The organism is Acidovorax sp. FG42 (assembly GCF_057809195.1).
The window spans coordinates 99,457-121,649 of the sequence record NZ_JBMDJM010000005.1; the positions used below are offsets into that span (position 1 = coordinate 99,457).

20 protein-coding genes are annotated in these 22,193 nt (G+C 66.7%); 14 read left to right on the forward strand and 6 right to left on the reverse strand.

The annotated features are described in order from the left end of the window. The first annotated feature begins 23 nt into the window (after positions 1-23). The 4 genes from ACODSM_RS07565 (at position 24) to ACODSM_RS07580 (ending at position 3,972) form a co-directional block, all read left to right on the forward strand. The gene (locus ACODSM_RS07565) at positions 24-959 is read left to right on the forward strand and encodes a glutathione S-transferase family protein (protein WP_488804839.1); all 936 of its coding nucleotides are present in this window, start codon (positions 24-26) and stop codon (positions 957-959) included. Between the two features lie 148 nt (positions 960-1,107). Then, positions 1,108-2,013, forward strand: a complete 906-nt coding sequence (locus ACODSM_RS07570; protein ID WP_060985518.1) for an SDR family oxidoreductase — start codon at positions 1,108-1,110, stop codon at positions 2,011-2,013. A 101-nt stretch (positions 2,014-2,114) separates the two neighbouring features. After that, complete coding sequence (locus tag ACODSM_RS07575; RefSeq protein WP_488804840.1) at positions 2,115-2,720, forward strand: methylated-DNA--[protein]-cysteine S-methyltransferase; 606 nt, start codon at positions 2,115-2,117, stop codon at positions 2,718-2,720. 226 nt (positions 2,721-2,946) lie between these two features. Continuing rightward, entirely contained in the window at positions 2,947-3,972 is a 1,026-nt protein-coding gene (locus ACODSM_RS07580) for a GGDEF domain-containing protein (RefSeq protein ID WP_488804841.1), read from the forward strand. A gap of 33 nt (positions 3,973-4,005) precedes the next feature. On the opposite strand, the gene ACODSM_RS07585 is transcribed toward ACODSM_RS07580, so the two are convergent. The 3 genes from ACODSM_RS07585 to ACODSM_RS07595 all read right to left on the reverse strand — a co-directional run bounded on the left by ACODSM_RS07585 (position 4,006) and on the right by ACODSM_RS07595 (position 6,073). Continuing rightward, the gene (locus ACODSM_RS07585) at positions 4,006-5,088 is read right to left on the reverse strand and encodes a DUF72 domain-containing protein (RefSeq protein WP_488804842.1); all 1,083 of its coding nucleotides are present in this window, start codon (positions 5,086-5,088) and stop codon (positions 4,006-4,008) included. A gap of 45 nt (positions 5,089-5,133) precedes the next feature. Next, positions 5,134-5,538, reverse strand: a complete 405-nt coding sequence (locus ACODSM_RS07590) for a hypothetical protein (protein WP_291442670.1) — start codon at positions 5,536-5,538, stop codon at positions 5,134-5,136. Between the two features lie 241 nt (positions 5,539-5,779). Beyond that, positions 5,780-6,073, reverse strand: coding sequence for a DUF4148 domain-containing protein (locus ACODSM_RS07595; RefSeq protein WP_488804843.1), 294 nt, complete (start codon positions 6,071-6,073; stop codon positions 5,780-5,782). A 275-nt stretch (positions 6,074-6,348) separates the two neighbouring features. Here ACODSM_RS07595 and ACODSM_RS07600 point away from each other — a divergent pair, with 275 nt between their 5' ends. From ACODSM_RS07600 to ACODSM_RS07610, 3 genes are all read left to right on the forward strand, one after another. Continuing rightward, complete coding sequence (locus tag ACODSM_RS07600) at positions 6,349-8,718, forward strand: Tex family protein (protein WP_209819492.1); 2,370 nt, start codon at positions 6,349-6,351, stop codon at positions 8,716-8,718. Between the two features lie 87 nt (positions 8,719-8,805). Further along, positions 8,806-9,636: an HDOD domain-containing protein gene (locus tag ACODSM_RS07605; RefSeq protein WP_015013848.1), complete on the forward strand. Its 831-nt coding sequence runs from the start codon at positions 8,806-8,808 to the stop codon at positions 9,634-9,636. 100 nt (positions 9,637-9,736) lie between these two features. After that, a complete protein-coding gene (locus tag ACODSM_RS07610; protein WP_488804844.1) occupies positions 9,737-10,909 on the forward strand; it encodes a patatin-like phospholipase family protein in 1,173 nt (390 codons plus the stop codon). Positions 10,910-10,969: 60 nt separating this feature from the next. On the opposite strand, the gene ACODSM_RS07615 is transcribed toward ACODSM_RS07610, so the two are convergent. Together ACODSM_RS07615 and ACODSM_RS07620 are read right to left on the reverse strand one after the other, a co-directional pair. Continuing rightward, the gene (locus ACODSM_RS07615) at positions 10,970-13,792 is read right to left on the reverse strand and encodes an EAL domain-containing protein (protein ID WP_488804845.1); all 2,823 of its coding nucleotides are present in this window, start codon (positions 13,790-13,792) and stop codon (positions 10,970-10,972) included. A gap of 269 nt (positions 13,793-14,061) precedes the next feature. Further along, positions 14,062-15,198 (reverse strand): iron-containing alcohol dehydrogenase, encoded by a 1,137-nt coding sequence (locus ACODSM_RS07620; RefSeq protein ID WP_116750009.1) that lies wholly within the window; start codon positions 15,196-15,198, stop codon positions 14,062-14,064. Positions 15,199-15,294: 96 nt separating this feature from the next. Here ACODSM_RS07620 and ACODSM_RS07625 point away from each other — a divergent pair, with 96 nt between their 5' ends. The 3 genes from ACODSM_RS07625 (at position 15,295) to ACODSM_RS07635 (ending at position 18,054) form a co-directional block, all read left to right on the forward strand. Next, entirely contained in the window at positions 15,295-16,164 is an 870-nt protein-coding gene (locus tag ACODSM_RS07625; RefSeq protein WP_488804846.1) for a 2-keto-4-pentenoate hydratase, read from the forward strand. Positions 16,165-16,225: 61 nt separating this feature from the next. Beyond that, positions 16,226-17,188: an alpha/beta hydrolase gene (locus ACODSM_RS07630; protein WP_488804847.1), complete on the forward strand. Its 963-nt coding sequence runs from the start codon at positions 16,226-16,228 to the stop codon at positions 17,186-17,188. An 8-nt stretch (positions 17,189-17,196) separates the two neighbouring features. Further along, complete coding sequence (locus ACODSM_RS07635) at positions 17,197-18,054, forward strand: YbgC/FadM family acyl-CoA thioesterase (RefSeq protein WP_488804848.1); 858 nt, start codon at positions 17,197-17,199, stop codon at positions 18,052-18,054. Positions 18,055-18,117: 63 nt separating this feature from the next. Here ACODSM_RS07635 and ygfZ read toward each other — a convergent pair whose 3' ends face one another. Next, positions 18,118-19,035, reverse strand: a complete 918-nt coding sequence (ygfZ, locus tag ACODSM_RS07640) for a CAF17-like 4Fe-4S cluster assembly/insertion protein YgfZ (RefSeq protein ID WP_488804849.1) — start codon at positions 19,033-19,035, stop codon at positions 18,118-18,120. Positions 19,036-19,080: 45 nt separating this feature from the next. Between ygfZ and mltG the strand changes: the two genes are divergently transcribed. From mltG to ACODSM_RS07660, 4 genes are read left to right on the forward strand one after another with little or no spacing between them, the layout of a single operon-like run. After that, the gene (gene mltG / locus ACODSM_RS07645) at positions 19,081-20,067 is read left to right on the forward strand and encodes an endolytic transglycosylase MltG (RefSeq protein WP_488804850.1); all 987 of its coding nucleotides are present in this window, start codon (positions 19,081-19,083) and stop codon (positions 20,065-20,067) included. Positions 20,068-20,095: 28 nt separating this feature from the next. Further along, positions 20,096-20,773 (forward strand): dTMP kinase, encoded by a 678-nt coding sequence (tmk, locus tag ACODSM_RS07650; RefSeq protein WP_476016836.1) that lies wholly within the window; start codon positions 20,096-20,098, stop codon positions 20,771-20,773. Further along, positions 20,770-21,777: a DNA polymerase III subunit delta' gene (locus tag ACODSM_RS07655; RefSeq protein ID WP_488804851.1), complete on the forward strand. Its 1,008-nt coding sequence runs from the start codon at positions 20,770-20,772 to the stop codon at positions 21,775-21,777. The genes tmk and ACODSM_RS07655 overlap by 4 nt, the downstream gene beginning before the upstream one ends. 15 nt (positions 21,778-21,792) lie before the next feature. Beyond that, entirely contained in the window at positions 21,793-22,152 is a 360-nt protein-coding gene (locus ACODSM_RS07660) for a PilZ domain-containing protein (RefSeq protein WP_015013859.1), read from the forward strand. The last annotated feature ends 41 nt before the right edge of the window (positions 22,153-22,193 follow it).

The window sequence follows — 22,193 nt, forward strand, 5'->3', positions numbered from 1 at the left end:
CACAGAATTTTGCGGAGAAACCCATGTCCCACCTCATCCTGCACCACTACCCCTCGTCCCCGTTTTCCGAAAAGATCCGTGCGGTGCTCGGCTTCAAGCAGCTGGCCTGGAAGTCCGTCATCATCCCCAGCGTCATGCCCAAGCCCGATGTGGTGGCGCTGACCGGCGGGTATCGCAAGACGCCGTTCTTGCAGATCGGCGCCGACATTTATTGCGACTCGGCCCTGATCTGCGATGTGCTGGAGCATGAGCATCCCGAACCCGTGCTGTATCCGCCGCATCTGAAGGGCGTGTCGCGCGTGTTTGCGCAGTGGGCCGACACCACGCTGTTCTGGGCTGCCATGGCCTACAACCTGCAGCCCAAGGGCGCCGCCGTGTTGTTTGCCAACCTTCCGCCGGCGGCCGCGCAAGTGTTTGGCGAAGACCGCCGCGAGATGAGCGCGGGCATGCAGCGCCTGCGCCCGGCCGATGCCACGGCCGCCTACCGCTCGTACCTGCGGCGTATTGCGCACATGGCAGAGGAACACGACTTCCTGTTCGGCGCCGAGCCTTGCCTGGCCGACTTTGCGGCCTACCACCCGCTGTGGTTCACGCGCCAGTGTGTGCCCGTGATGGCCGACATCTTTGCCGCCACACCCGCCGTGCTGGAGTGGATGGACCGCATCGCTGCGCTGGGCCACGGCCGCATGGAGAAGTTCAGTGCCGCCGACGCCATCACCGTGGCCGCGGGCATGGAGCCGCTGCCGCTGACCGACGACGTGTTCCAGGACGAGCACGGCATCCCGCTGGGTACCCAGGTCACGATTGCCGCCGAGAGCTTTGGCACAGAGCCCACGGAAGGTGAGCTGATTGCCGCCACCCGCACCCGCTACACGCTGCGCCGTACCGACCCGCGTGCGGGCACTGTGCACGTTCACTTCCCCCGCATTGGCTACGTGCTTCGGCCGGTGGCGCACTGAACAACGGCAGCCTTTTTGATCGCACCGCCCCCGATGCGCTCTGCGTGTTCGGGCGGCGTTGGCCGAAGCCGTGTGTCGGCATCAGCGCCCTCCCGTGTTTAACGACTGCACCCCATCATCCATCGACAACCCCTAGGAGACACAAAACATGATCGACAACTTTGCCGGCAAAACCGCCGTCCTCACCGGTGCAGGCTCGGGCTTTGGCCTGGAATGCGCGCGCATTGGCGCCCGCCTGGGCATGAACCTGGTGCTGGTCGATGTGCAGCAGGACGCGCTCGACGCCGCCACGGCCGAGATGCAGGCCGCAGGCGCCCAGGTGCTGGCGCGCAAGGTGGACGTGTCGAATGCCGCCCAGATGGAGCAACTCGCCGCCGACGTGCAGCAGCGCTTTGGCGCACCGCACCTGGTGTTCAACAACGCAGGCGTGGGCGCGGGCGGCCTGGTGTGGGAGAACTCGGTCAAGGACTGGGAGTGGGTGCTGGGCGTGAACCTGATGGGCGTTGTGCACGGCGTGCGCCTGTTCACACCCATGATGCTGGCAGCCGCCAAGGCCGACCCGGCCTGGCGCGGCCATATCATCAACACGGCCAGCATGGCGGGTCTGCTGGCAGCGCCCAACATGGGCATCTACAACGTGAGCAAACACGCGGTAGTGGCCCTGTCGGAGACGCTGTACCAAGACCTGTCGCTGGTCACCGACCAGATCGGCGCCAGCGTGCTGTGCCCCTTCTTTGTGCCCACCGGCATCAACCAGAGCCACCGCAACCGCCCCGGCGACCTGCCCGCCGAAAAGCCCACCAAGAGCCAGCTCATCGGCCAGGCCATGAGCGACAAGGCCGTGGGCAGCGGCAAGGTGACGGCGGCCGAGGTGGCGCAAAAGGTGTTCGACGCGGCAGCGCAGGGCCAGTTCTACATCTACAGCCACCCCAAGGCCCTGGCCTCGGTGCAGACGCGCATGGAAGACGTGATGATGGGCCGCAACCCCACCGACCCGTTTGCCGCCAAGCCCGAGTTGGGCGCGCAGCTGCGCGCGGCACTGCGTGCGGATTGACCAGCGCAACGCGCCCACAGACGCCTGGCGACCGGTGTTTGAATAAAAATGGCTACATGCGCTAGTGCAATATGCGCCAGTAGCTATTAAATGCATAGCATATGTCCCCGGATGCACCGCTGAACGCTGATGCCCACGCGGCCGCGTGGGGCCACGCCCTGTTTGACACAGCGCTTTGCCCCTGCGGCATTGCCTGGGGGCCCGGTGGCATTGCGGCCGTGCAATTGCCCGAGGCCGATGCACCGGCCACCCAGGCGCGCCTGCTGCGCGGGCTGGGGCAGGGCACCTATCCGCAGGTGCTGCCGCCGGCCGTTCCGCCAGCCGTGGTGCGCCATGCCATCGCAGGCATCCAGGGTTTGCTGGCCGGGCAGGCGTTGGACCTGCGGGAGGTGCCGCTGGACATGTCGGGCGTGTCGGCGTTTCACCAGCAGGTGTACGCCATTACACGGGCCATTCCGCCGGGCCAGACGCGCACCTACGGCGAGGTGGCGGAACAACTGGGCGGCAAGGGGCTGTCGCGCGCCGTGGGGCAGGCGCTGGGCCTGAACCCGTTTGCGCCCGTTGTGCCCTGCCACCGGGTGCTGGCAGCGGGTGATAAACCCGGCGGCTTTTCTGCCGGGGGCGGCGCGCTGACCAAGATGCGCATGCTAGAGATCGAAGGGGCCTGCCTGGGCGGTACGCGTTCGCTGTTTGGCAACGCGGACTAGCCCAACGGACTTGCCCCGCCATGCGGCAGTGATCTGTTGCGACGAGGGTCGGCGCGGCTGGCTGCACAAGTGTGTTACGGAGTGCTACATTTGTTGAAGCGCCTGTTTTTTGTGCAGTAGCGAGGCGCCTCGCGCTCTGTGCAGCAAGGCATTGCGTCCAGGGCTGCCGTGGCTGCGCCTTGACCCACCCATCCCTCCGCTCCCGGCCTTCAGGAGAAAGTTGCCCATGTCACCCGAACGCCAACGACTGGCCCGCATGCTGTTTGACGAGTACATCGCCATGTATGCGTCGCGCGATGCCCGGTTGGTGGACCGCTTCAGCGAGAACTTCAGCGGCTTTGCGGGCAGCAGCGACAAGCTCATCAAGTCCCGCAGCGAGTGGGTAGACATCACGCGGCTCGACTTTGCGCAGGTGCCCGGGCATATCGGCATCGAGATGCGCGACATCTTCCCCCAGGAGCTCGGGGCCGACGTGCTGGCCGTGACGGCGTTTTTTCACATCCACCTGCCCAACCCCGATCCGCTGTTTGCCAGTGAGACTGCCCGTTTGGTGCTTGTCTTCCGGCAGGAGGGCGACGACTGGAAGATTGCGCACAGCAGCATTTCCATCCCTTACGGCCTCGCGCGCGACGGCGAGGTGTACCCCGCCAGCCGCCTGCAGCAGCGCAACCAGGAACTGCAGGTCCTGGTGGACGAGCGCACGCAGGCGCTGGCGCAGGCCAACAACCAGCTGCAACTGCTCAGCAACACCGACGGCCTGACGGGCATTGCCAACCGCCGCCACTTTGACCAGGCCCTGGCCCATGAATGGGCGCGCGCCCAGCGGGCCCATGCCCCGGTGTCGCTGATCATGCTGGACGTGGACGTGTTCAAGCACTTCAACGACCACTACGGCCATCTCGCGGGCGATGCCTGCCTGAAGTCCCTGGCCCTGACGCTGGCGCAGACCGGGGGACGCCGCGACGGCGACGTGGTGGCGCGGTTTGGCGGCGAGGAGTTTGTGGTGTTGCTGCCAGGTGCCGATGCCCCCGCTGCGCTGGAGGTGGCCCAGCACATCCAGCAGGCCATCCAGGCCCTGGCCCTGCCGCACGAGGGCGCCCCCCACGGCATCGTGACGGTGAGCTTTGGTGTGGCCACCATGGCGCCCGAGCGCGAGCAACTGGCCGAGGAACTGGTGCGGCGCGCGGACCGCGCGATGTACCGCGCCAAACAAGGTGGGCGCAACCGCATCGAGCAGGCGCCGGAGTCATAGAGCCGAACGGGGCGTGACGGAGCGCCGGCGTCTTTATCGGGCCGCCAGCTTTGCGATCTCTTCCGCTACCCCTCGCACCGTGAGCGGCGCGCAGCCCTCTGCATGGTTGCTGATGGTCACGAAGGCGTTCTGCCCTCGGCCTGTGATACCCGTGATCACTGCGGCCAACGCTGCCCGGGTTTCCAGGTCCGGGTGGTGCAGGCGGTCGTACGGCTCGTAAAGCCGTTCAGCTTCTTCATAGCCGTAGGGGCCATGCACAGGGTTCAGGTTCCAGCGACACACCAGCGGGCCGGGCCACAGCGCGCGCAACATGGGCAACTGGTCCTGCAGCGGCGGCATCTTGGCATGCAGCCCCAGGCAATAGGTGGCGCCCGCTTCGCGCAGCACCGCCGCAAAGTCGGGCGTCAGCCACTCGGGGTCGCGCACCTCCACGGCAATCACGCCGTCAGGCGCCAGGGGGGCCAACGGGGGCAGGGCCAGCAGCATGGCACGCAGACGATCCAGCAAGGCGGGCATGCGGTCCAGCTGCGCCAGGGGCAGCGGGCTGAGCTGGAACACCAGCGCGCCCAGCTTGTGGCCCAGGCCCTGCAACGCGGGCTCCACACACTCACTGCGCGCCAGCTCGGGGCTCAAGAACGCCGGGTTGGGCTGGCGGCCCCGTCCGTCTTCGCTGCGCACCAGGGCGTCTGTCACCACGCTGGGCGCCTTCACCACAAACCGGAAATCGTCGGGCACCTGCGATGCGTAGCGTTCGTACTGGCTCACCGTGAGCGGGCGGTAGAAGCTGCGGTCGATGCTCACGGTGCGCAGCAGCGGGTGCTGGGCGTACACGGCCAGCCCTTGTTTGGAAAGCTGTGTGTCGGAATGCTCGCCTTCCCACACCAGGCCTTGCCAGCCGGGGTAGGTCCATGACGATGTGCCCAGGCGCAACCGGGGCGGCAGGGCGGCGGCGAGGTCGGTCAGCGCACCGTCCGGAGCGATGGGCGCCACGGTGCCAGACCGGGAGCGCCGTGTGGGGGCATCGGTGCCCGGCACGATGGGCGAAGCGGGTGCCGAGGCTGCAGCTTCTGCCGGTTGTGGTTTGGGTAGCGTGTCGCCAAAAAGATCGTCTTGCATGCGCTGGGGTGGGGCGGCTAAGGGCAGAGCGAGGGGTCCAAGGCGCTACGCGCCGCCAAACAGCCCGCTCTCGTCCAGCAGGTCAAACGCGATCTGGGGCTGGGCGTCCATGCTCTTCTTGATGGCTGCCGGAATGGCCTGCCGCGTCTTGCGGCACAGACCCGGCTGTTCGTGCACCAGGATCGCAATGCCTCGCAGGGTGCGCACCTCGTTCGGGCTTTGGGTGATGGACAGGCGAATGCCCAGTTGTTGCTCCATGCGCTCCTGCATCCTGCGCAGGTCGGCCAGGCTCCCCAGGTTCTCCAGCCGCTCCAGCATCTTCTTTTCTTCGCTGCGCGTGAGCATCAGGATGCGCACATCGCTGCCTGGCGTCTGGAGTAGCGCATCCCGGTCGCACACACAGGTGCCGGGAGGGCATTCAGTGCGGATGGGGAAGGGGGGAAGAGACATGGAACGGCGTGTGAACAGTCCTTCATTCTATGAAGGGCTGGCCGTGCCGAGCGTGCGGCTGCCCGTAAGCCCATGCAGTCCACCAACAAAAAGGGCTCCCAGTGGGAGCCCTTTTTGCCTGCCCGCCCCTGCGGTTCAGTTAACACTTCCCATGGCAGCAGCACCCGCACCGCGCGAAGTGCCACCACCATGGGAAGTCCCGCAACTGCTTCAATCCAACTCAAGCAGTTGGTCTGCCAAATTACATGGCGCTGAATTCACCCGAAGGGATCTGGCCGGTGCGCACAGCTTCAGCAGCCTGGGCACGTACGGCAGCACGGTCGGCGGTGGACTTGTAGGTCACCACACGCGAACCTGCGGGTTCCATGCTGTGGGTGCGGGCTTCGGTGACGGCCTCGGCAGCCACTTCAGCGCGGGTGCGGTTCGTGTCGAACTTCAGGGCAAATTGCGAGCCATCGGCTTCGTCAGCATGGGCGCCAAAGGCGGCGAAAGCAACAACAGCAGCGACGGAGAGGAAACGAGCGGTCTTGTTCATGATGAAAATCCTTAAAAGCTAAAAAAGCGTCTCAAAAAAGCCGGGTCAAAAACCATTCCTGAACCGGGTTCGGTGAGTCGCCTTGCGGGTTCGGCTCATCGATGGGTTGAACTGTACGCCGATGGTGTTCACGGAAAAACCATCCAGTCGCAAAATAACTGTTCCAGTATTGAGAACAATCCGCCGCCCCGTCTCCGGGCTGCCAAACTGCCTGTGGCAAACTCGCGCGCTTCGCTTTTTTTGTTTGACCGAGTTTCAGAGAGTCCGCCCCACCCATGCAGCAGATCGTTCGGCAGTTGGCCGCAGAAATCAAAGTCAGTGAACAACAGGTGCGCGCAGCGGTGGAGCTGCTGGATGGCGGCGCCACGGTGCCCTTCATCGCGCGCTATCGCAAGGAAGTGACGGGCGGGCTGGACGACATCCAGCTGCGTGAGCTGGAGGCGCGCCTGTCTTACCTGCGCGAGCTGGAAGACCGCCGTGTGGCTGTGCTCAAGGCGATTGACGAGCAGGGCAAGCTGACCGACGCGCTGCGTGCCGCCATTGCGGCCGCGCCGACCAAGCAGGAGCTGGAAGACATCTACCTGCCCTTCAAGCAAAAGCGCCGCACCAAGGGCCAGATCGCCCGCGAGTTCGGCATCGAGCCGCTGGCCGACAAGCTGTTTGCCGACCCCACGCTGGACCCTACCGTGGAGGCCGCTGCATTCACCAAGCCACCCGAAGTGCTGGACGACGGCAAGCCCGGCGCCGATTTCTCCACCGTGCCTGCCGTGCTCGACGGCGTGCGCGACATCCTCTCCGAGCGCTGGGCCGAAGACCCGGCGCTGGTGCAAAACCTGCGCGAGTGGTTGTGGGCCGAGGGCCTGCTGCGTAGCAAGAAGGTGGACAGCAAGAACGAGAACGACCCCGAGGTCTCCAAGTTCCGTGACTACTTCGACTACGACGAGCCGATTGGCCGCGTGCCCTCGCACCGTGCGCTGGCGGTGTTCCGGGGGCGTGGGCTGGAGATTCTGGAAGCCAAGTTGGTACTGCCGGTGGAGCCCGAACCCGGCAAGCCCAGCATGGCCGAAGGCAAGATTGCCCTGCACCTGGGCTGGAGCCACCAGGGCCGCAAGGCGGACGATCTGATCCGCAAGTGCGTGGCCTGGACCTGGCGCGTGAAGCTGAGCCTCTCTACCGAGCGCGACCTGTTTGCCCGCCTGCGCGACGAGGCCGAGAAGGTGGCGATCAAGGTGTTTGCCGACAACCTGCGCGACCTGCTGTTGGCCGCACCGGCCGGCCCGCGCGTAGTGATGGGGCTCGACCCCGGCATCCGCACCGGCGTGAAGGTGGCCGTGGTGGACGCCACCGGCAAGCTGGTGGAGACCGCCACGGTGTACCCGCACGAGCCCAAGCGCGACTGGGATGGCTCGTTGTTCACGCTGGCCAAGCTCGTGGAAAAACATGGCGTGAACCTGATTGCGATTGGCAACGGCACGGCCAGCCGCGAGACCGACAAACTGGCCGCCGATCTGATCAAGATGGCCGCCAAGGCCGACCGCGCCATCGAGAAGGTGGTGGTGAGCGAGGCGGGTGCCTCGGTGTATTCCGCCAGCGAATACGCATCGCAAGAGATGCCTGATGTGGACGTGAGCCTGCGCGGCGCCGCCTCCATCGCTCGCCGCCTGCAGGACCCACTGGCCGAGCTGGTCAAGATCGACCCCAAGAGCATCGGCGTGGGCCAGTACCAGCACGACGTGAACCAGAGCGAGCTGGCACGCACCCTGGGCACGGTGGTGGAAGACTGCGTGAACTCTGTGGGTGTGGACCTGAACACGGCTAGCGTGCCGCTGCTGTCGCGTGTGTCGGGCCTGTCGGGCAGCGTGGCCAAGGCCGTGGTGCGCTGGCGCGAGGCCAACGGCGCGTTCAAGAGCCGCAAGCAGCTGATGGAAGTGGCGGGCCTGGGCGCCAAGACCTTTGAGCAGAGCGCGGGCTTCTTGCGCATTCGCGGCGGTGACAACCCGCTGGACATGACGGGCGTGCACCCCGAGACCTACCCGGTGGTCGAGCAGATCATGGAAAAGACCGGCAAGCCGGTGGCCGAGTTGATGGGCCGCGCCGACATGCTCAAGACGCTCAAGCCCGAGTTGTTCGCCAACGAAAAGTTTGGCGTGATCACCGTCAAGGACATCCTGGCCGAGCTGGAAAAGCCCGGCCGCGATCCGCGCCCGGATTTCAAGGTGGCGCGCTTCAATGACGGCGTGGAAGACATCAAGGACCTCAAGGAAGGCATGATCCTGGAGGGCACGGTGAGCAACGTGGCCCAGTTCGGCGCCTTTGTGGACCTGGGCGTGCACCAGGACGGTCTGGTGCATGTGAGCCAGCTGGCGCACAAGTTTGTGAACGACGCCCGCGAGGTGGTCAAGACCGGCGACATCGTCAAGGTCAAGGTCATGGAAGTGGACGTGGAGCGCAAGCGCATCGGCCTGTCGATGAAGCTGGATGCCGCACCACCACGCCAGGGCGGTGACCGGGGCGCTCCCCGTGACAACCGCTTTGAGGGCGCAGCCCGTGGCTATGCACAGCCCCAGCGCCGTGGGCCCGAGCCTGTGCAGCAGTCGGCCATGGCGTCGGCATTTGCGAAGTTGCAACAGGCCAAAGGCCGCTGACGCAGCCCGCTGTGCCGCCGGTGGTTTTTTGGCCGTGCAGGGGCCCATAATCGCCAGCACCTGAACCAACCACCGGCGCCGTACCCCATGGAGTTGAACGCACTGCTGGCCCAACCTGTGGCACTGCCCAGCCTTCCGCGCGCCGTGGCGCTGCTGATGAGCGAGCTGGCCCACGCTGAGCCCAGCCTGCGGCGCCTGAATCAGCTGTTTGGCACCGACCCGGCCCTGGCCGCGCGCCTGCTGGAGCTGGCCAATTCCCCCACCTTCCAGCTGCCCGGGCAGATTGCGGGCATCCCAGAGGCGCTGGCGCTGCTGGGCACTGCACAGCTGCGCACGCTGGTCACCTCGGCTCCGCTGGGCACTACGTCACGCTCGGTGCCCGGGGTCAACATGCAGCAGTTCTGGCGCTACAGCCTCAACACCGCCAAGCTCGCGCGCTCGCTGGCAGGCATCGTCCACCACAACCAGATCGCGGCGTATACCGCCGGTTTGTTGCATGCCCTAGGCGAGCTGGTGATCCACCTGGCCGACCCTGAGAAGGCCCAGTCGGTCAACACCCTGGTGGCGCCGTTTGACCTGCGCCGCGACAAGATCGAGCAGCGCATCTTTGGCTACAGCTATGGCCAGGTCACGGCGGGCTGCGCGCGCCGCTGGCAACTGCCCGAGGTGGTGATTGATGCCCTGCAGCACCAGCATGCACCGTTTGACAACAAGGTGTACGAACCCCTGGCAGGCGTGATCCATCTAGCCGCCTGGCGCGCCCGCGCCCGCGAGGCTGAGCTGAACGAGAAGGAGTTGGCAGTGTCCTTCCCTGGCGAAGTGGGGCTGGCCCTGGGGCTCGACATCGACATGGTGCTGCAGCAAGACCCCATCGACTGGACCGCCCGGCCAGAGGCGGCGGCGGACTTCATCGTCTAGCAGCCCGGTAGCGGGTCAGGCGGTTGCCTTGGGGAGGGCGCTGCGGGGGCGGTCTACGGATTGACTGTGCCGCCCCAGCCGCTTTGCGACAATCGGCGCCATGAAAGCACTGCGCATCCACGCTGGCCCCCGCGCCCGCCAACACCTCGAACAACAGGGCCTGCAGCCCGCTGATGTGGGGGTGATTCCGGCAGCTGCCGGTGGCCCCAAGGGGCTGATCCTGGGGCCGATGGACCGTTTCATCTTTGGGGAATGGCTACCGCGCTCTGACCAGCCCGTGCACCTCGTGGGCGCCTCCATCGGCGCCTGGCGCATGGCAACAGCCTGCCTGCAGCAGTCGGTGGCGGCGTTTGAACGGCTGGAACACGACTACATCCACCAGGACTACGAGTTGCCACCCGGCAAAAAGCGTCCCACGGCTGCCCATGTGAGCGAGCGGTTCGGCCAGAACCTGGAGGCCTTCTATGGCGGGCGGGTGCAGGAGGTGCTGAGCCACCCGCGCTACCGCCTGCACATCGTCACATCCCGGGGCCGCCATGTGCTGGGGCGCGAACATGCGCTGGGTACGCCCCTGGGGTATCTGGGGGCGTTCGTGACCAACACCGTGCACCGCAAGGCGATGGGGGCCTGGCTGGAGCGGGTGGTGTTTTCCTCGTCAGGCGCCGCCTTGCCTTTTGCCACGACCGATTACCGCACCCGGCAGGTGGGGTTGAGCGCAGACAACTTCATGCAAGCGCTGCAGGCCAGCTGCTCGATCCCGTTTGTGTTGCAGGCCGTGCACAACATCCCGGGTGCGCCCCGGGGCGCCTACTGGGACGGTGGCATCACCGATTACCACCTGCATCTTGCCTATGGGCTGCCGAACGGTGGTACTTCTGAATTGATAGCTGCTCAGGCAATGAGTACTAGCGCTTCCGGCGAAAATGACTCAAAAACTGCGGCTAACCCGCTGCGTGCGGGTGCTGGCGGCATCGTGCTCTACCCCCACTTCCAGCACCGCGTGGTGCCGGGCTGGCTGGACAAGAGGCTGAAGTGGCGCCACAAGGCCACGTCGGCGCTCGACAACATGGTGGTGCTGTCACCCGACCCGGACTGGGTGCGCCGATTGCCCAACGCCAAGCTGCCCGACCGCAACGACTTCACCCACTACGGCACGGACAGCCGTGCCCGGGCCCAGGCGTGGCTCGCGGCCACGCGCGCCAGCCAGCAGCTGGTGGATGAGTGGCGCGAATGGCTGGAGCGGCCGGACATGGGCGCGGTGCAGCGGTTGTAGTGCGGCGGGGCCGCAGCGCCATCGTCGCCCGCTGGGACCGCTGCGCTGGCCGAAGGATTCTCAGATCGAGGCAGACCGGCGCGCTGCCTCTTGCACCGCCCGCGCAGCATGGCGTGCAGCGTGGTCCCGGGCCCAAGGCAGCACATCGGCTGCAGGCATGGGCTTGGCAATGCCGTACCCCTGCGCGCGTTCGCAGCCCAGCTCCAGCAGCTTGACGCGGTGCTCAGCGGTTTCGACCCCTTCGGCCACCACATGGCGGTGGAACGCAGCCGCCAGCGCCACGATGGCTTTGACGAGGGTGAGGTCGTCGCCGTCCTCCAGAATGCCGCGCACGAACGATTGGTCGATCTTGATGGTCTCGGCGGGCAGGCGCTTGAGGTACGACAGCGACGAAAAGCCGGTGCCAAAGTCGTCCAGCGCAAAACGCACGCCCAGGGCCTGGCAGCTTTGCATCATGCGGCGCATGTACTGCATGTCTTCCAGCGCGGCGGATTCCAGGATCTCCAGCTCCAGTCGTGCGGGAGACACCTCGGGGCAGGTGTGCAGGATGTCCTTGAGCCGCTGCACAAAGTTGGGCCGGTGGAAGTGGGGCGCCGCGATGTTGACGCTGACTTCCCAGCCCATGCCGGCATCGCTCCATACCCGCATCTGTGCCAGGGCCTGGCGAAGTACCCATTCGCCCAGCTCGACCTGAAGGTCCGTGTCCTCCACCAGCGGCAGCACGTGCTGCGGGCCCAGCAGCCCCTCCTGCGGGTGTTGCCAGCGCAGCAGGGCTTCCAGCCCGATGATCTCGCCGGTGCGAAGGTTGACCTTGGGCTGATAGTGCAGCACCAGCTCGCCCGCGTGCAGTGCGCGGGCCACCCGGGTCTGGCGGGTGTGCTGGGTCTGCACCGCGTGGTCGTGCTGCACATCGAACACATGCAGCTGGTTGCGCCCGAAGCTCTTGGCCTGGCACATGGCCTGGTCGGCGTGGCGCAGCAGGGTGTCGGGGTTGGCGTCGTCTTGGGGAAACACGGCCACGCCAATGCTGACCGTGATGTTCACCAGGCGGTCGTCAATCGCATAGGGCGCGGCCAGTTGCTGCATCAGCACGGCCAGGCGAGCCTCAATGGCGGGCACATCGGGCTGTTCGCCCAGCAGCAGCACAAACTCGTCGCCGCCCATGCGGGCCACGGCTTCATGGGGAGTGATGAAGGCGCCCAGGCGCCGGGCCACTTCCTTGAGCAGGCGGTCGCCCACGCGCTGGCCAAAGGTGTCGTTCACCGCCTGGAAGTGGTCCAGGTCCAGCATGCACACTGCCAGCAGCAGCTGATGGTTGCGAGCCACAAACAGGGCGTGCGTGAGCTTTTCGGCCAGCGCTGCGCGGTTGTACAGGCCGGTGAGCGCATCGTGGCGCGCATGCCAGGAGATCTGGTGGCGCAGGTTGCGTGTTTCGGTCACGTCGCGGAACACCAGCACGCAGCCTGTGGCGTGGCCGCTGCCCTCGCGGATGGCGGCGGCCGTGTACTCGATGGCGTAGCGCTCGCCCGAGCGGTGGATCAGTACCTCGTAGGTGGCCTGCTGCAGCCCGCCCGGCTGCGTGTCGCGTTCGGCGGCCGCGCTGGCGGTGCGGCTGGCGGGCTCTTCGTACAGGCGAAACACGTCGTCCAGCTGCCGGCCCAGCGCCTGGTCGGCGTTAAAGCCGGTCATGAGTTGCGCGGCCTCGTTGATGGTCTCGATGCGCCCACCCAGGTCGGTGGTGATGACGCCGTCGCCGATGGAGGCGAGGGTGACCTCGGCACGCTCCTTTTCGGCGCGCAGGGCCTCCTGGGCGCGTTTGCGTTCCGTCACGTCCACCAGCGTACCGATGGTGCCAGCCAGTTCGCCGTTGGTGCTGGTGAAGGGCGCTTCGTAGTAGGCCATGTCCAGCGGGGGCTGGTGGGGCGGGCGGATGCGGATTTCGTTGTCGTGCGCACTGGCGATGTGGGCCGACCGTTCCGGGGCCAGTTCGGCCGGCAGACTGGCCCCGGCAGCGCCGTCAGCACCTGGCTGTGACTGGAACAGGCGCTGCCATGCGCGGTTGGCGTCCAGGTAAGTGCCGTCGGCATGGCGCACAAACACGGGCAGGGGCAGGGCATCGATTAACTGGCGGGTGAAGTGCAGTTGCTCGCTTTGCTGGCGCTGCGTTTCATGCAATGACAGCACCAGGGACTGCACCTTGCCCGCCATGTCGTTGAAGGTCTCGGCCATGGCGCGGGACTCCAGCGTGCCGGTGACTTCCATGCGCGTGCTCAGATAGCCTTGGCGAAACGCATCGGTGGCCTGGGCCAGGCGCTGCAGCATGCGGGCATTGGCGCGCAGCAATAGCGTCAGCAAAAAGAAGATGGTGAAAATGTTGAGTGCCGAGATGCGCGCCTGCACCAGCACCGTGGCCCACACCTGGTCTGTCAGGGGCTGCGGATGGGCCGTCACTGTCAGTCGGCCCGATGTGCCATCTGCCAGCGCCAGGCCGGACTGCTGCACCGGGGCAGAGAGGTCCAGCCAATCGGTAAACCATTTGGGAGCGACGGCTGGGTAGGGAAAGGCGGTGACCTCGATGGCGGGCTGGTCGGCGGCCTGCCACTTGATGGACGCCACCGCCGGCGCGGCCTGCGCCAGCCCCTCGGTCAGGATGCGGGTGACAGTGTCGGCATCGGGCGCGGGCTCGGCGGCCAGGCGCAGCTGCAATGGGTCGCTGGCGCGTCGCAGTTCGGTGGAGCCTTGCTGCAGGGCTTCGTCCGTTTCTGCAGCCAGCAGGTAGTGGTAGCGCACCCCCGTGACCAGCAGGATGATCGCCACGATGGACACATACAGCCGGGGGTAGGTGCCCCGCAGAAGCCAGGTGGTGAGATTTCCGGTGCGCATTGACGGTGGTCCTCCCCCACAACCCCAGTGGTAATGAATGGTTAATTAATTGTTGACAGCGGCGAGTCTATCTTGTGAGAAGTTGTGAGCGCGGTTTTGCCCAGCACCACCGGCGGGGTGTTGCTGAAGTGTGACGTTTTGTAAAACTGCGGAGCTGCCGGCGCGCGCAAGGTGCTCCTGACAAGGGCATTGGCACGCGCTGGTTTCCCGCGCCATGGGCTGCCGCGCTCGCGTGCGCGGCAGTTGCCCCAAGGGCGACGCGGCTGGGCTCAGAGCGACTGCGCCAGCATGTCGCGGTATTCCTCGGGCGTGGCGATGCGTGGGTTGGTCTTGTGGCAGTGGTCGGCCATCGCACCCTTGATGATGTCGTCGAACATGCTTTCGGTCACGCCCATGGCGGCCAGGCCCGTGGGCAGGCCCAGGCGGGCGTTCATGTCGCGGATGGCTTCTGGGATGTCGCCTGCGCTGGCTAGGCCCATGGCGTGGGCCATGCGCTCCAGGCGCTTTTCCTTCTGCACCGACTCCGCCTGCGCGTTGAAGCGAACCACGGCGGGCAAAAACATGGCATTGAGCGTGCCATGGTGCAGGCGCGGGTTTACGCCGCCCAGGCTGTGGCTGAGCGAGTGCACGGCGCCCAGGCCCTTCTGGAAGGCCATGGCGCCCTGCATGCTGGCGCTCATCATGTGCAGGCGCGCATCGCGGTCGCTGCCGTTTTTGGTGGCCTGTTCAATGTTCGCCCAGCCGCGTGTGAGGCCGTCCAGCGCAATGCCGTCGGCGGGCGGGTTGAACGCGGCAGACATGAAGGTCTCCATGCAGTGGGCAATCGCATCCATGCCCGTGGCGGCGGTGAGCATGGGGGGCAGGCCCAGCGTGAGCTCGGGGTCGCAGATGGCGGTCTTGGGCACCAGGTTCCACGAGTGAAAGCCGAGCTTGCGGTGGTCGTCCACGATGATGATGGCGCCGCGCGCCACCTCGCTGCCCGTGCCGCTGGTGGTGGGCACGGCAATCAGTGGTGCGGCACGGTCGGTGATGCGCGGCGAGCCGCCCTCGATGGTCGCGTAGTGGGTGAGGGGGCCTTCGTGCGTGGCGGCAATCGCGATGCCCTTGGCGCAGTCGATGGCCGAGCCGCCACCCACGGCAATCAGGCCGTCGCAGCCCTGGGCCTTGTACATGTCCACGGCAGCGCGCACGGCGGCTTCGGTGGGGTTGGACGGGGTCTGGTCAAACACGGCCACCGTCATGCCCGGCAGCGCATCGAGCGCCTTTTGCAGCACGCCTGCGGCCTTCACGCCGGGGTCCGTCACGATCAACGGGCGGGTGATGCCCACGCGCTCGCATTCCTGCTTCAGCAGTTGGACAGCGCCGAATTCAAACTGGATCTGGGTGACGTAGTAGATGAAAGCCATGGTGCAACAGGATGTGTGAATGGGAGTGCCAGCGATTACGATAGCTCGCCAGTCTTTGAAAAAGTTCTGAGCCCACTTTACAAGGAGGAGACACGCGTGAAAACGAAGCAAACCCTGATGGCGGCCCTGGTAGCCGTCGCATCTGCGACAAGCGCCCAGGCCCAGTGCCTGACCGACGCGCAGGCCGCCGACCTGGTGGCCAACTATGTCGCCAAGACCCCCGCCGCCAACCCCGAGAACCTGACGGACGCCGATGGCGCCTGCACACGCGGCAAGGTCAACGCCTTGCTGGCCCAGCGCATGGGCAAGGTGATTGGCTACAAGGCCGGCCTGACCAACCCCGCCGTGCAAAAGCGCTTCAACACCGACAAGCCCGTGTGGGGCAAGCTGTACGAAGGCATGGTGCTGCCCAGTGGCGCCACGGTGGATGCGGCCTTTGGTGCCCGTCCTCTCTACGAGGCCGACATGCTGGTGCGCGTGAAAAGCGCGGCCATCAACCAGGCCAAGACACCCATGGACGTGCTGGACGCCGTGGACCAGATCATCCCCTTCATCGAGTTGCCCGACCTGATGGTGCAGGCGCCGCCCAAGCTCAACGGCGCGGGCGTGACGGCCATCAACGTGGGCGCGCGCCTCGGAGTGGCGGGCGCGCCCATTGCCGTGCCGGCCTACCGCGGCGAACGTTTTGCGATGCTGAAGGCCCTGGCCGACATGAACGTGTCGTTGACCGATGGCACCGGCGCGCGCCTGGGCGGCGGCAAGGGCAGCGACATCCTGGACCACCCGCTCAATGCCGTGGTGTGGCTGGCTGGAGCGCTGGCGCAGGAGGGCCTGGCCATGCAGCCGGGCGACCTGATCAGCCTGGGCTCGTTCTCCGCATTGCTGCCGCCCAAGGCCGGCTTGTCGGTGACGGCCACGTATGACGGCTTGCCCGGCGCTACACCCGTGCGACTGAGCTTCAAGTAACCCACCCCTCAGCGGCCCGCCGCCGCGCGGGCCGTTGTCTTTTTTGCCGAGACCCCGACCGTTGACCGATCTGCACATCCACCACACCCGCCTGACCCCGCAGATGCGCAGCGTGCTTGAACGCATGGCCCGCGCCGGGCACCCGCCGCTGCACACGCGCACGCCGCAAGAGGCACGCATCGCCTACCAGGCAGGCGCCGACGTGCTGGAGGTGCCCAAAGCCGCGCTGGCGCGGGTGGAAGACCTGCAGATCCCCACCCGCGACGGTGCACAGCTGCCTGCACGGCTGTACGCGCCCAGCACCGACAAGGGCCTGCCCGTGCTGCTGTACACGCACGGAGGAGGCTTCACCATCGGCAACATTGCCACGCACGACATCCTGTGCTGCGAGCTGGCGCGTCTGGCCGGTTGCATGGTGGTCTCGCTGGACTACCGGCTGGCGCCGGAGCACCGCTTTCCCACGGCCAGCAATGACGCCTGGGATGCCTTGCAATGGCTCGCTGCCAACTCTGAGCGCCTGGGCGCAGACCCCCAACGCCTAGCCGTGGGCGGCGATAGCGCAGGCGGCACGCTGGCTGCCGTCAACGCCATCCTGGCGCGCGATGCAGGCCTGCCTCTGGCGCTACAGCTGCTGATCTACCCCGGCTGTGCAGCGCACCAGGACACGCCTTCGCACGCCACATTTGCGCGCGGGCTGGTGCTGGAGGAGCCCGCCATCAGCTGGTTCTTTGGCCACTACGTGACCACGCGCGAGGAGCGCGAAGACTGGCGTTTTGCCCCGCTGCTGGCGCCGGACGTGGAGGGGGTGGCCCCCGCCTGGATCGGCCTGGCCGAATGCGACCCGCTGGTGGATGAAGGTGTGGACTATGCCGACAAGCTGCGCCTGGCGGGCGTGCCCGTGGACCTGGACATCTACCGGGGCGTGACCCACGAATTCATCAAGATGGGCCGCGCCATCCCCGAGGCGCGCAAGGCCCATGCTGACGCAGCCCGTGCGCTGCGCCTGGCTTTTCACCTGGAGTAAACGAACCCATGCAACGCAGTGATTTCCGTTGTTTCCACCGCCTGCGCGTGCGCTGGGCCGAGGTGGACATGCAAAAGATCGTGTTCAACGCGCACTACCTCATGTATGTCGATACCGCCATGTCCGAATACTGGCGCGCGCTGGCGCTGCCGTACGAGGCGAGCATGCTGGCGCTGGGCGGCGAGATGTATGTGAAGAAGGCCACGGTGGAGTACCACGCTTCGGCGCGGCTGGATGACACGCTGGATGTGGGCCTGAAGTGCGCGCGCATCGGCAATTCGTCGTGCCTGTTCACGGCGGGCATTTTCTGTGGCGACCGGCTGCTGATCTCTGCCGAGCTGGTCTATGTGTTTGCGGACCCGGCCACGCAGACCTCGCGCCCCGTGCCGCCCGCACTGCGCGCGATCTTTGAAGGCTTTGAAGCGGGCGCCGAGATGGCCGAGGTGCGCACGGGCGACTGGAACACCCTGGGCCGCGATGCCGGCCGCGTGCGCACCGATGTGTTTGTGCACGAACAGGGCATCCCGGCCGAGGTCGAAGCCGATAGGCACGACATCTCGGCGCGCCACGCCGTGCTGTACAACCGGCTGGGCATGCCCGTCGCTGCGGGCCGCCTGCTGCAGCACGCACCCGGCGTGGGCCGCATCGGCCGCATGGCGGTGGACCGGTCGGTGCGCGGCGCGCAGTGGGGCCGCCAATTGCTGGATGCGCTGGTGGACGCCGCGCGCGCCCGGGGCGACACCGAGGTGCAACTGCACGCCCAGCGCAGCGCCGAGGGCTTTTACCGCCGTGCGGGGTTCGCGGTGGTGGGCGAGCCGTACGAAGAGGCGGGCATTGCGCACATTGCCATGGCCCGCAAGCTCTGATGGTTTGCTATTGAAAAGAGAGCTGCTCGGGCATGTTCGACTATCGCATTTGCCCGATTTGGCTCAAATATCGTCCAGCAGCGGGTAGGGCAGGGGCAGCAGCGACAGCGCCACGCCGTCTGCTGCACCCACCTGCAGTGCGCCCTCTTGGGCGGCACTGATCTGCAGCGACACAATGGTGTCAAACCCACCGCCCGGCGCAGCGGCCACCTGCACCACGGTGCCGCAGGGCTGTTCGAGGTCGCTGGTGCTGAACACCTCGGCGCCCACCGCCACCTCAGCCGCTGCGTGGGCGATGTAGGCGCGGCGCTTGAGCGTGCCCCGGAACTGGCTGCGCGCCACCACTTCCTGGCCGGGGTAGCAGCCTTTCTTGAAGTTCACGCCACCCACAGACTCGTAGTTGAGCATCTGGGGCACAAAGGCTTCGACCACTGGCGTGGTCAGCGTGGCGACGCCGCTGATGACTTCGCTCCAGAGCCACAGCGTGGCATCCAGCGCAGGGCCTGCGGGCGCGGGCTCCGTGGCGGCGGCCACCCACAGGGCGCGCGGGGTGCCGTCGGCGGGGTACAGGTGCACCAACGTTGCAGTGCCCAAATCGGCCTTGGACCAAGCTGGTTGTGCGCTACCAGCTACGGCATTGATAGCGTCTCCAGCGATGCCATACAGGGCAAAGTCACCGGTGGCATCCGTCAACTTGGCCTTGGCGCGCAGTACAAACATTGACAGGCGCTTGAGCGTGGCAGGCAGCAGGTCACGGCTGCAGACCAGCAGCACCTCGGTGGCGCTGCGCTTGAAGCCGATGAAGCTGGCCTGCATGCGGCCCTTGGCCGACAAGAAGGCCGCAAGGCGGGCCTGGTCCATGCCCAGCAGGGCGAAATCCTGGGTGAGCTGGCCGTGCAGAAACTTGGCGGCGTCTTCGCCTTCCACGCGAATCACGCCGAGGTGGGACAGGGGGGCAATGCCATTCAAGGGGTAGGTCATCGCTGAATTATGATGCCCTGATTCATACATATTGGTAGCAGGGTTGTGCGACGTTTACTGGCTTTGATCGTGTTGGTGGGGATCGCACTGGGCGGCGCTGCGTATTGGTGGCTGCACCAGCCGCTGGACCTGGGCCCGGAGCCGCTGGAGCTGGCCATCGAGCCCGGCACCACGCCGCGCGGCGTGGCCCGCGATGTGGTGGCGGCTGGGGTCAAGACGGACGCGCGCCTGCTCTACGGCTGGTTCCGCGTCTCGGGGCAGGACCGCGCCATCAAGGCCGGCAACTACGAACTCCCGCCCGGCACCACGCCCATCAGCCTGCTGCAAAAACTGGCCCGGGGTGAAGAGGCGCTGCGCGCGCTCACCCTGGTGGAAGGCTGGAACTGGCGCCAGGTGCGCCAGGCGCTGGCCAAGGAAGAGCAGCTCAAACACGATGCTGCCGCCTTGACCGACGAAGCGCTGATGGCCCAGCTGGGCCGCCCCGGCGTGGCGCCCGAGGGGCGGTTCTTCCCGGACACCTATACCTACGCCAAAGGCTCCAGCGACATCGCCTTGCTGCGCCGGGCCATGCACGCCATGGATCGCCATCTGGAGGCGGCCTGGGCCCAGCGCGCGGCCGACACCCCGCTCAAATCGGCGGACGAAGCGCTGACGCTGGCCAGTATTGTGGAAAAGGAAACCGGCAAGGCCAGCGACCGGGGCCAGATTGCGGGCGTGTTCGTCAACCGCCTGCGGGTGGGCATGCTGCTGCAGACCGACCCCACGGTGATCTATGGCCTGGGCGAGAAGTTCGACGGCAACCTGCGCAAGCGCGACTTGCAGACGGACACCCCCTGGAACACCTACACCCGCGCGGGCCTGCCGCCCACACCCATCGCCATGCCTGGTAAGGCCTCGCTGTTGGCCGCCGTGCAGCCCCAGGCCACGCGCGCGCTCTACTTTGTGGCCAAGGGCGACGGCACCAGCCACTTCAGCGCCTCGCTGGAGGAGCACAACCGCGCGGTCAACCGCTACCAGCGCGGGCAGCAGTAATCCGATGGCTTCGTCAACCAAGGCTCCCATGTCACGACCCGGTCTGTTCATCACGTTTGAAGGCATCGACGGTGCAGGCAAGTCCTCGCACATCGAGGGCCTGGCCGCCGCGTTCCGCACTCAGGGCCGCACCGTCACCGTGAGTCGAGAACCCGGCGGCACGCCGCTGGCCGAAAAGCTGCGCGAGATGGTCCTGAACGACCCGATGGATGCGCTCACCGAGTCGCTGCTGATCTTTGCTGCCCGCCGCGACCATCTGCGCAATGTGATCGAGCCCGCTTTGGCCCGGGGCGACGTGGTGCTGTGCGACCGGTTCACCGATGCCACGTTTGCCTATCAGGGCGCGGGGCGGGGTTTTGATCTCAGTGTGCTATCAACTTTAGAGCGATTTGCTCAGACTGGACTGGCGCCTGAGGCCAATTTGATGCGTGAGCCCGATCTGACGGTGTGGTTTGACCTGGCGCCCGAGGTGGCGGCCGAGCGCCTGGCCGGTGCGCGTGTGCCCGACCGCTTCGAGGCCCAGCCGGTCGAGTTCTTCCGCCGCGTGGCCCAGGGCTATGCCGACCGCGCCGCTGCGGCGCCCCAGCGTTTTGCGCGTCTGGACGCTGCGCAGGAGCGCCACCGCGTGTGGCAGCAGCTGACCAGCGTGTTTGTGCGCAAGGGCTGGCTGGCCATCATGGTGGCGACACAGGGAGGGCCGCAATGAGCGAAGCCGCCGTGGCGCTGGCGCCTTGGATCGCCGCACAGCGCACCAGCCTGCTGGCCCAGCGCGGCCATGCGTGGCTGCTGCAGGGACCGTCGGGCCTGGGGCAGTACGCCCTGGGGCTGGAGCTGGTCCGCGCATGGCTGTGCGATACACCAACGGAGCAGGGCGCCTGCGGCCACTGCGGCAGCTGCCACGCCATCGATGTACGCACCCATGCCGACTTGTGCGTGCTGATGCCCGAGGTGCAGATGATGGCGCTGGGCTGGCCGCTGTCGGAAAAGGCCCAGGCCGATATCGACGACAAAAAGCGCAAGCCCAGCCGCGAGATCCGCGTGGAGGCCATGCGCGACGCGGTGGAGTTTTCGCAGCGCACATCGGCACGCGGCAAAGGCAAGGCCGTGCTGGTCTACCCGGCCGAGCAGATGAACCATGTGACGGCCAACGCATTGCTCAAGACGCTGGAAGAACCGCCCGGCGACGTGCGTTTTGTGCTGGCCAGCGAGGCTGCGCACCAGCTGCTGCCCACCATCCGCAGCCGCTGCCTGGGTCACACCATGGTCTGGCCGGCCGAGGCCGATAGCCTCGCGTGGTTGCAGGCCCAGGGTCTGGCCGGGGATGCGGCAGCGTCGTTTCTGCGCGCGGCAGGCGGGCGGCCCGAGGATGCCCTGGCGCTGGCCCAGTCGGGCCGCAGCCCGCAGGCCTGGTCTGCCTTGCCGCAGGCGGTGGCACGGGGCGATGTGACGGCGCTGGGCGACTGGGCCCCGGCCCAGGTGATCGACGCGCTGCAAAAGCTCTGCCACGACCTGCTGGCCGCCAGCGTGGGCGCCGCACCACGCTACTTTGCGCCGGCCGACCTGCCCAAGGCACCGCCGCTGGGCGCGCTCACGCGCTGGTCGCGCGCACTGTCCAAGGCCGCGCGCACGGCAGACCACCCGTTCAATGGCGGGCTCATGCTGGAGGCGCTTGTCGCCCAGGCGCGAAACACCCTACACTCCAGACACTAAGCCGCACCCCCACCCATGAGCAGTCCATCCACCGCGCCCCGTCCCAGCGTCATGCAGCTGGCCATCAAGGAAAAGGCCGCGCTTTATGCCGCGTACATTCCTTTTTTTGCCGAAGGGGGCATCTTTGTGCCCACCCAGCGTGACTACAAGCTGGGCGACGATGTGTATGTGCTGCTGACCTTGCCAGACGACACCCAGCGCTACCCCGTGGCAGGCCGCGTGGCCTGGGTCACACCCGCTCGTGCCGCAGGCAACCGCACTCAGGGCGTGGGCATCCAGTTCCCCAAGGACGAAAAATCCCGCCAGCTCAAGGCCAAGATCGAGGAATTGCTGGGAACTGCGCTGGGCTCGGACCGTCCTACCCAGACGATCTGACCGCGCCGCCGCCGCTCCCGTGCCGACCCGCGCTGGCTGGT

Excerpts from the sequence above, each read along its gene's own strand:
- ACODSM_RS07595 (WP_488804843.1), bottom strand. The coding sequence starts at position 6,073 with ATGAACAAGACCGCTCGTTTCCTCTCCGTCGCTGCTGTTGTTGCTTTC.
- ACODSM_RS07660 (WP_015013859.1), top strand. The coding sequence starts at position 21,793 with ATGAGCAGTCCATCCACCGCGCCCCGTCCCAGCGTCATGCAGCTGGCC.
- ACODSM_RS07570 (WP_060985518.1), top strand. The coding sequence starts at position 1,108 with ATGATCGACAACTTTGCCGGCAAAACCGCCGTCCTCACCGGTGCAGGC.
- ACODSM_RS07585 (WP_488804842.1), bottom strand. The coding sequence starts at position 5,088 with ATGCAAGACGATCTTTTTGGCGACACGCTACCCAAACCACAACCGGCA.
- tmk (WP_476016836.1), top strand. The coding sequence starts at position 20,096 with ATGTCACGACCCGGTCTGTTCATCACGTTTGAAGGCATCGACGGTGCA.
- ACODSM_RS07615 (WP_488804845.1), bottom strand. The coding sequence starts at position 13,792 with ATGCGCACCGGAAATCTCACCACCTGGCTTCTGCGGGGCACCTACCCC.
- ACODSM_RS07580 (WP_488804841.1), top strand. The coding sequence starts at position 2,947 with ATGTCACCCGAACGCCAACGACTGGCCCGCATGCTGTTTGACGAGTAC.
- ACODSM_RS07605 (WP_015013848.1), top strand. The coding sequence starts at position 8,806 with ATGGAGTTGAACGCACTGCTGGCCCAACCTGTGGCACTGCCCAGCCTT.
- ygfZ (WP_488804849.1), bottom strand. The coding sequence starts at position 19,035 with ATGACCTACCCCTTGAATGGCATTGCCCCCCTGTCCCACCTCGGCGTG.
- ACODSM_RS07575 (WP_488804840.1), top strand. The coding sequence starts at position 2,115 with ATGTCCCCGGATGCACCGCTGAACGCTGATGCCCACGCGGCCGCGTGG.
- ACODSM_RS07610 (WP_488804844.1), top strand. The coding sequence starts at position 9,737 with ATGAAAGCACTGCGCATCCACGCTGGCCCCCGCGCCCGCCAACACCTC.
- ACODSM_RS07655 (WP_488804851.1), top strand. The coding sequence starts at position 20,770 with ATGAGCGAAGCCGCCGTGGCGCTGGCGCCTTGGATCGCCGCACAGCGC.
- ACODSM_RS07600 (WP_209819492.1), top strand. The coding sequence starts at position 6,349 with ATGCAGCAGATCGTTCGGCAGTTGGCCGCAGAAATCAAAGTCAGTGAA.
- ACODSM_RS07635 (WP_488804848.1), top strand. The coding sequence starts at position 17,197 with ATGCAACGCAGTGATTTCCGTTGTTTCCACCGCCTGCGCGTGCGCTGG.
- ACODSM_RS07590 (WP_291442670.1), bottom strand. The coding sequence starts at position 5,538 with ATGTCTCTTCCCCCCTTCCCCATCCGCACTGAATGCCCTCCCGGCACC.
- ACODSM_RS07565 (WP_488804839.1), top strand. The coding sequence starts at position 24 with ATGTCCCACCTCATCCTGCACCACTACCCCTCGTCCCCGTTTTCCGAA.
- ACODSM_RS07620 (WP_116750009.1), bottom strand. The coding sequence starts at position 15,198 with ATGGCTTTCATCTACTACGTCACCCAGATCCAGTTTGAATTCGGCGCT.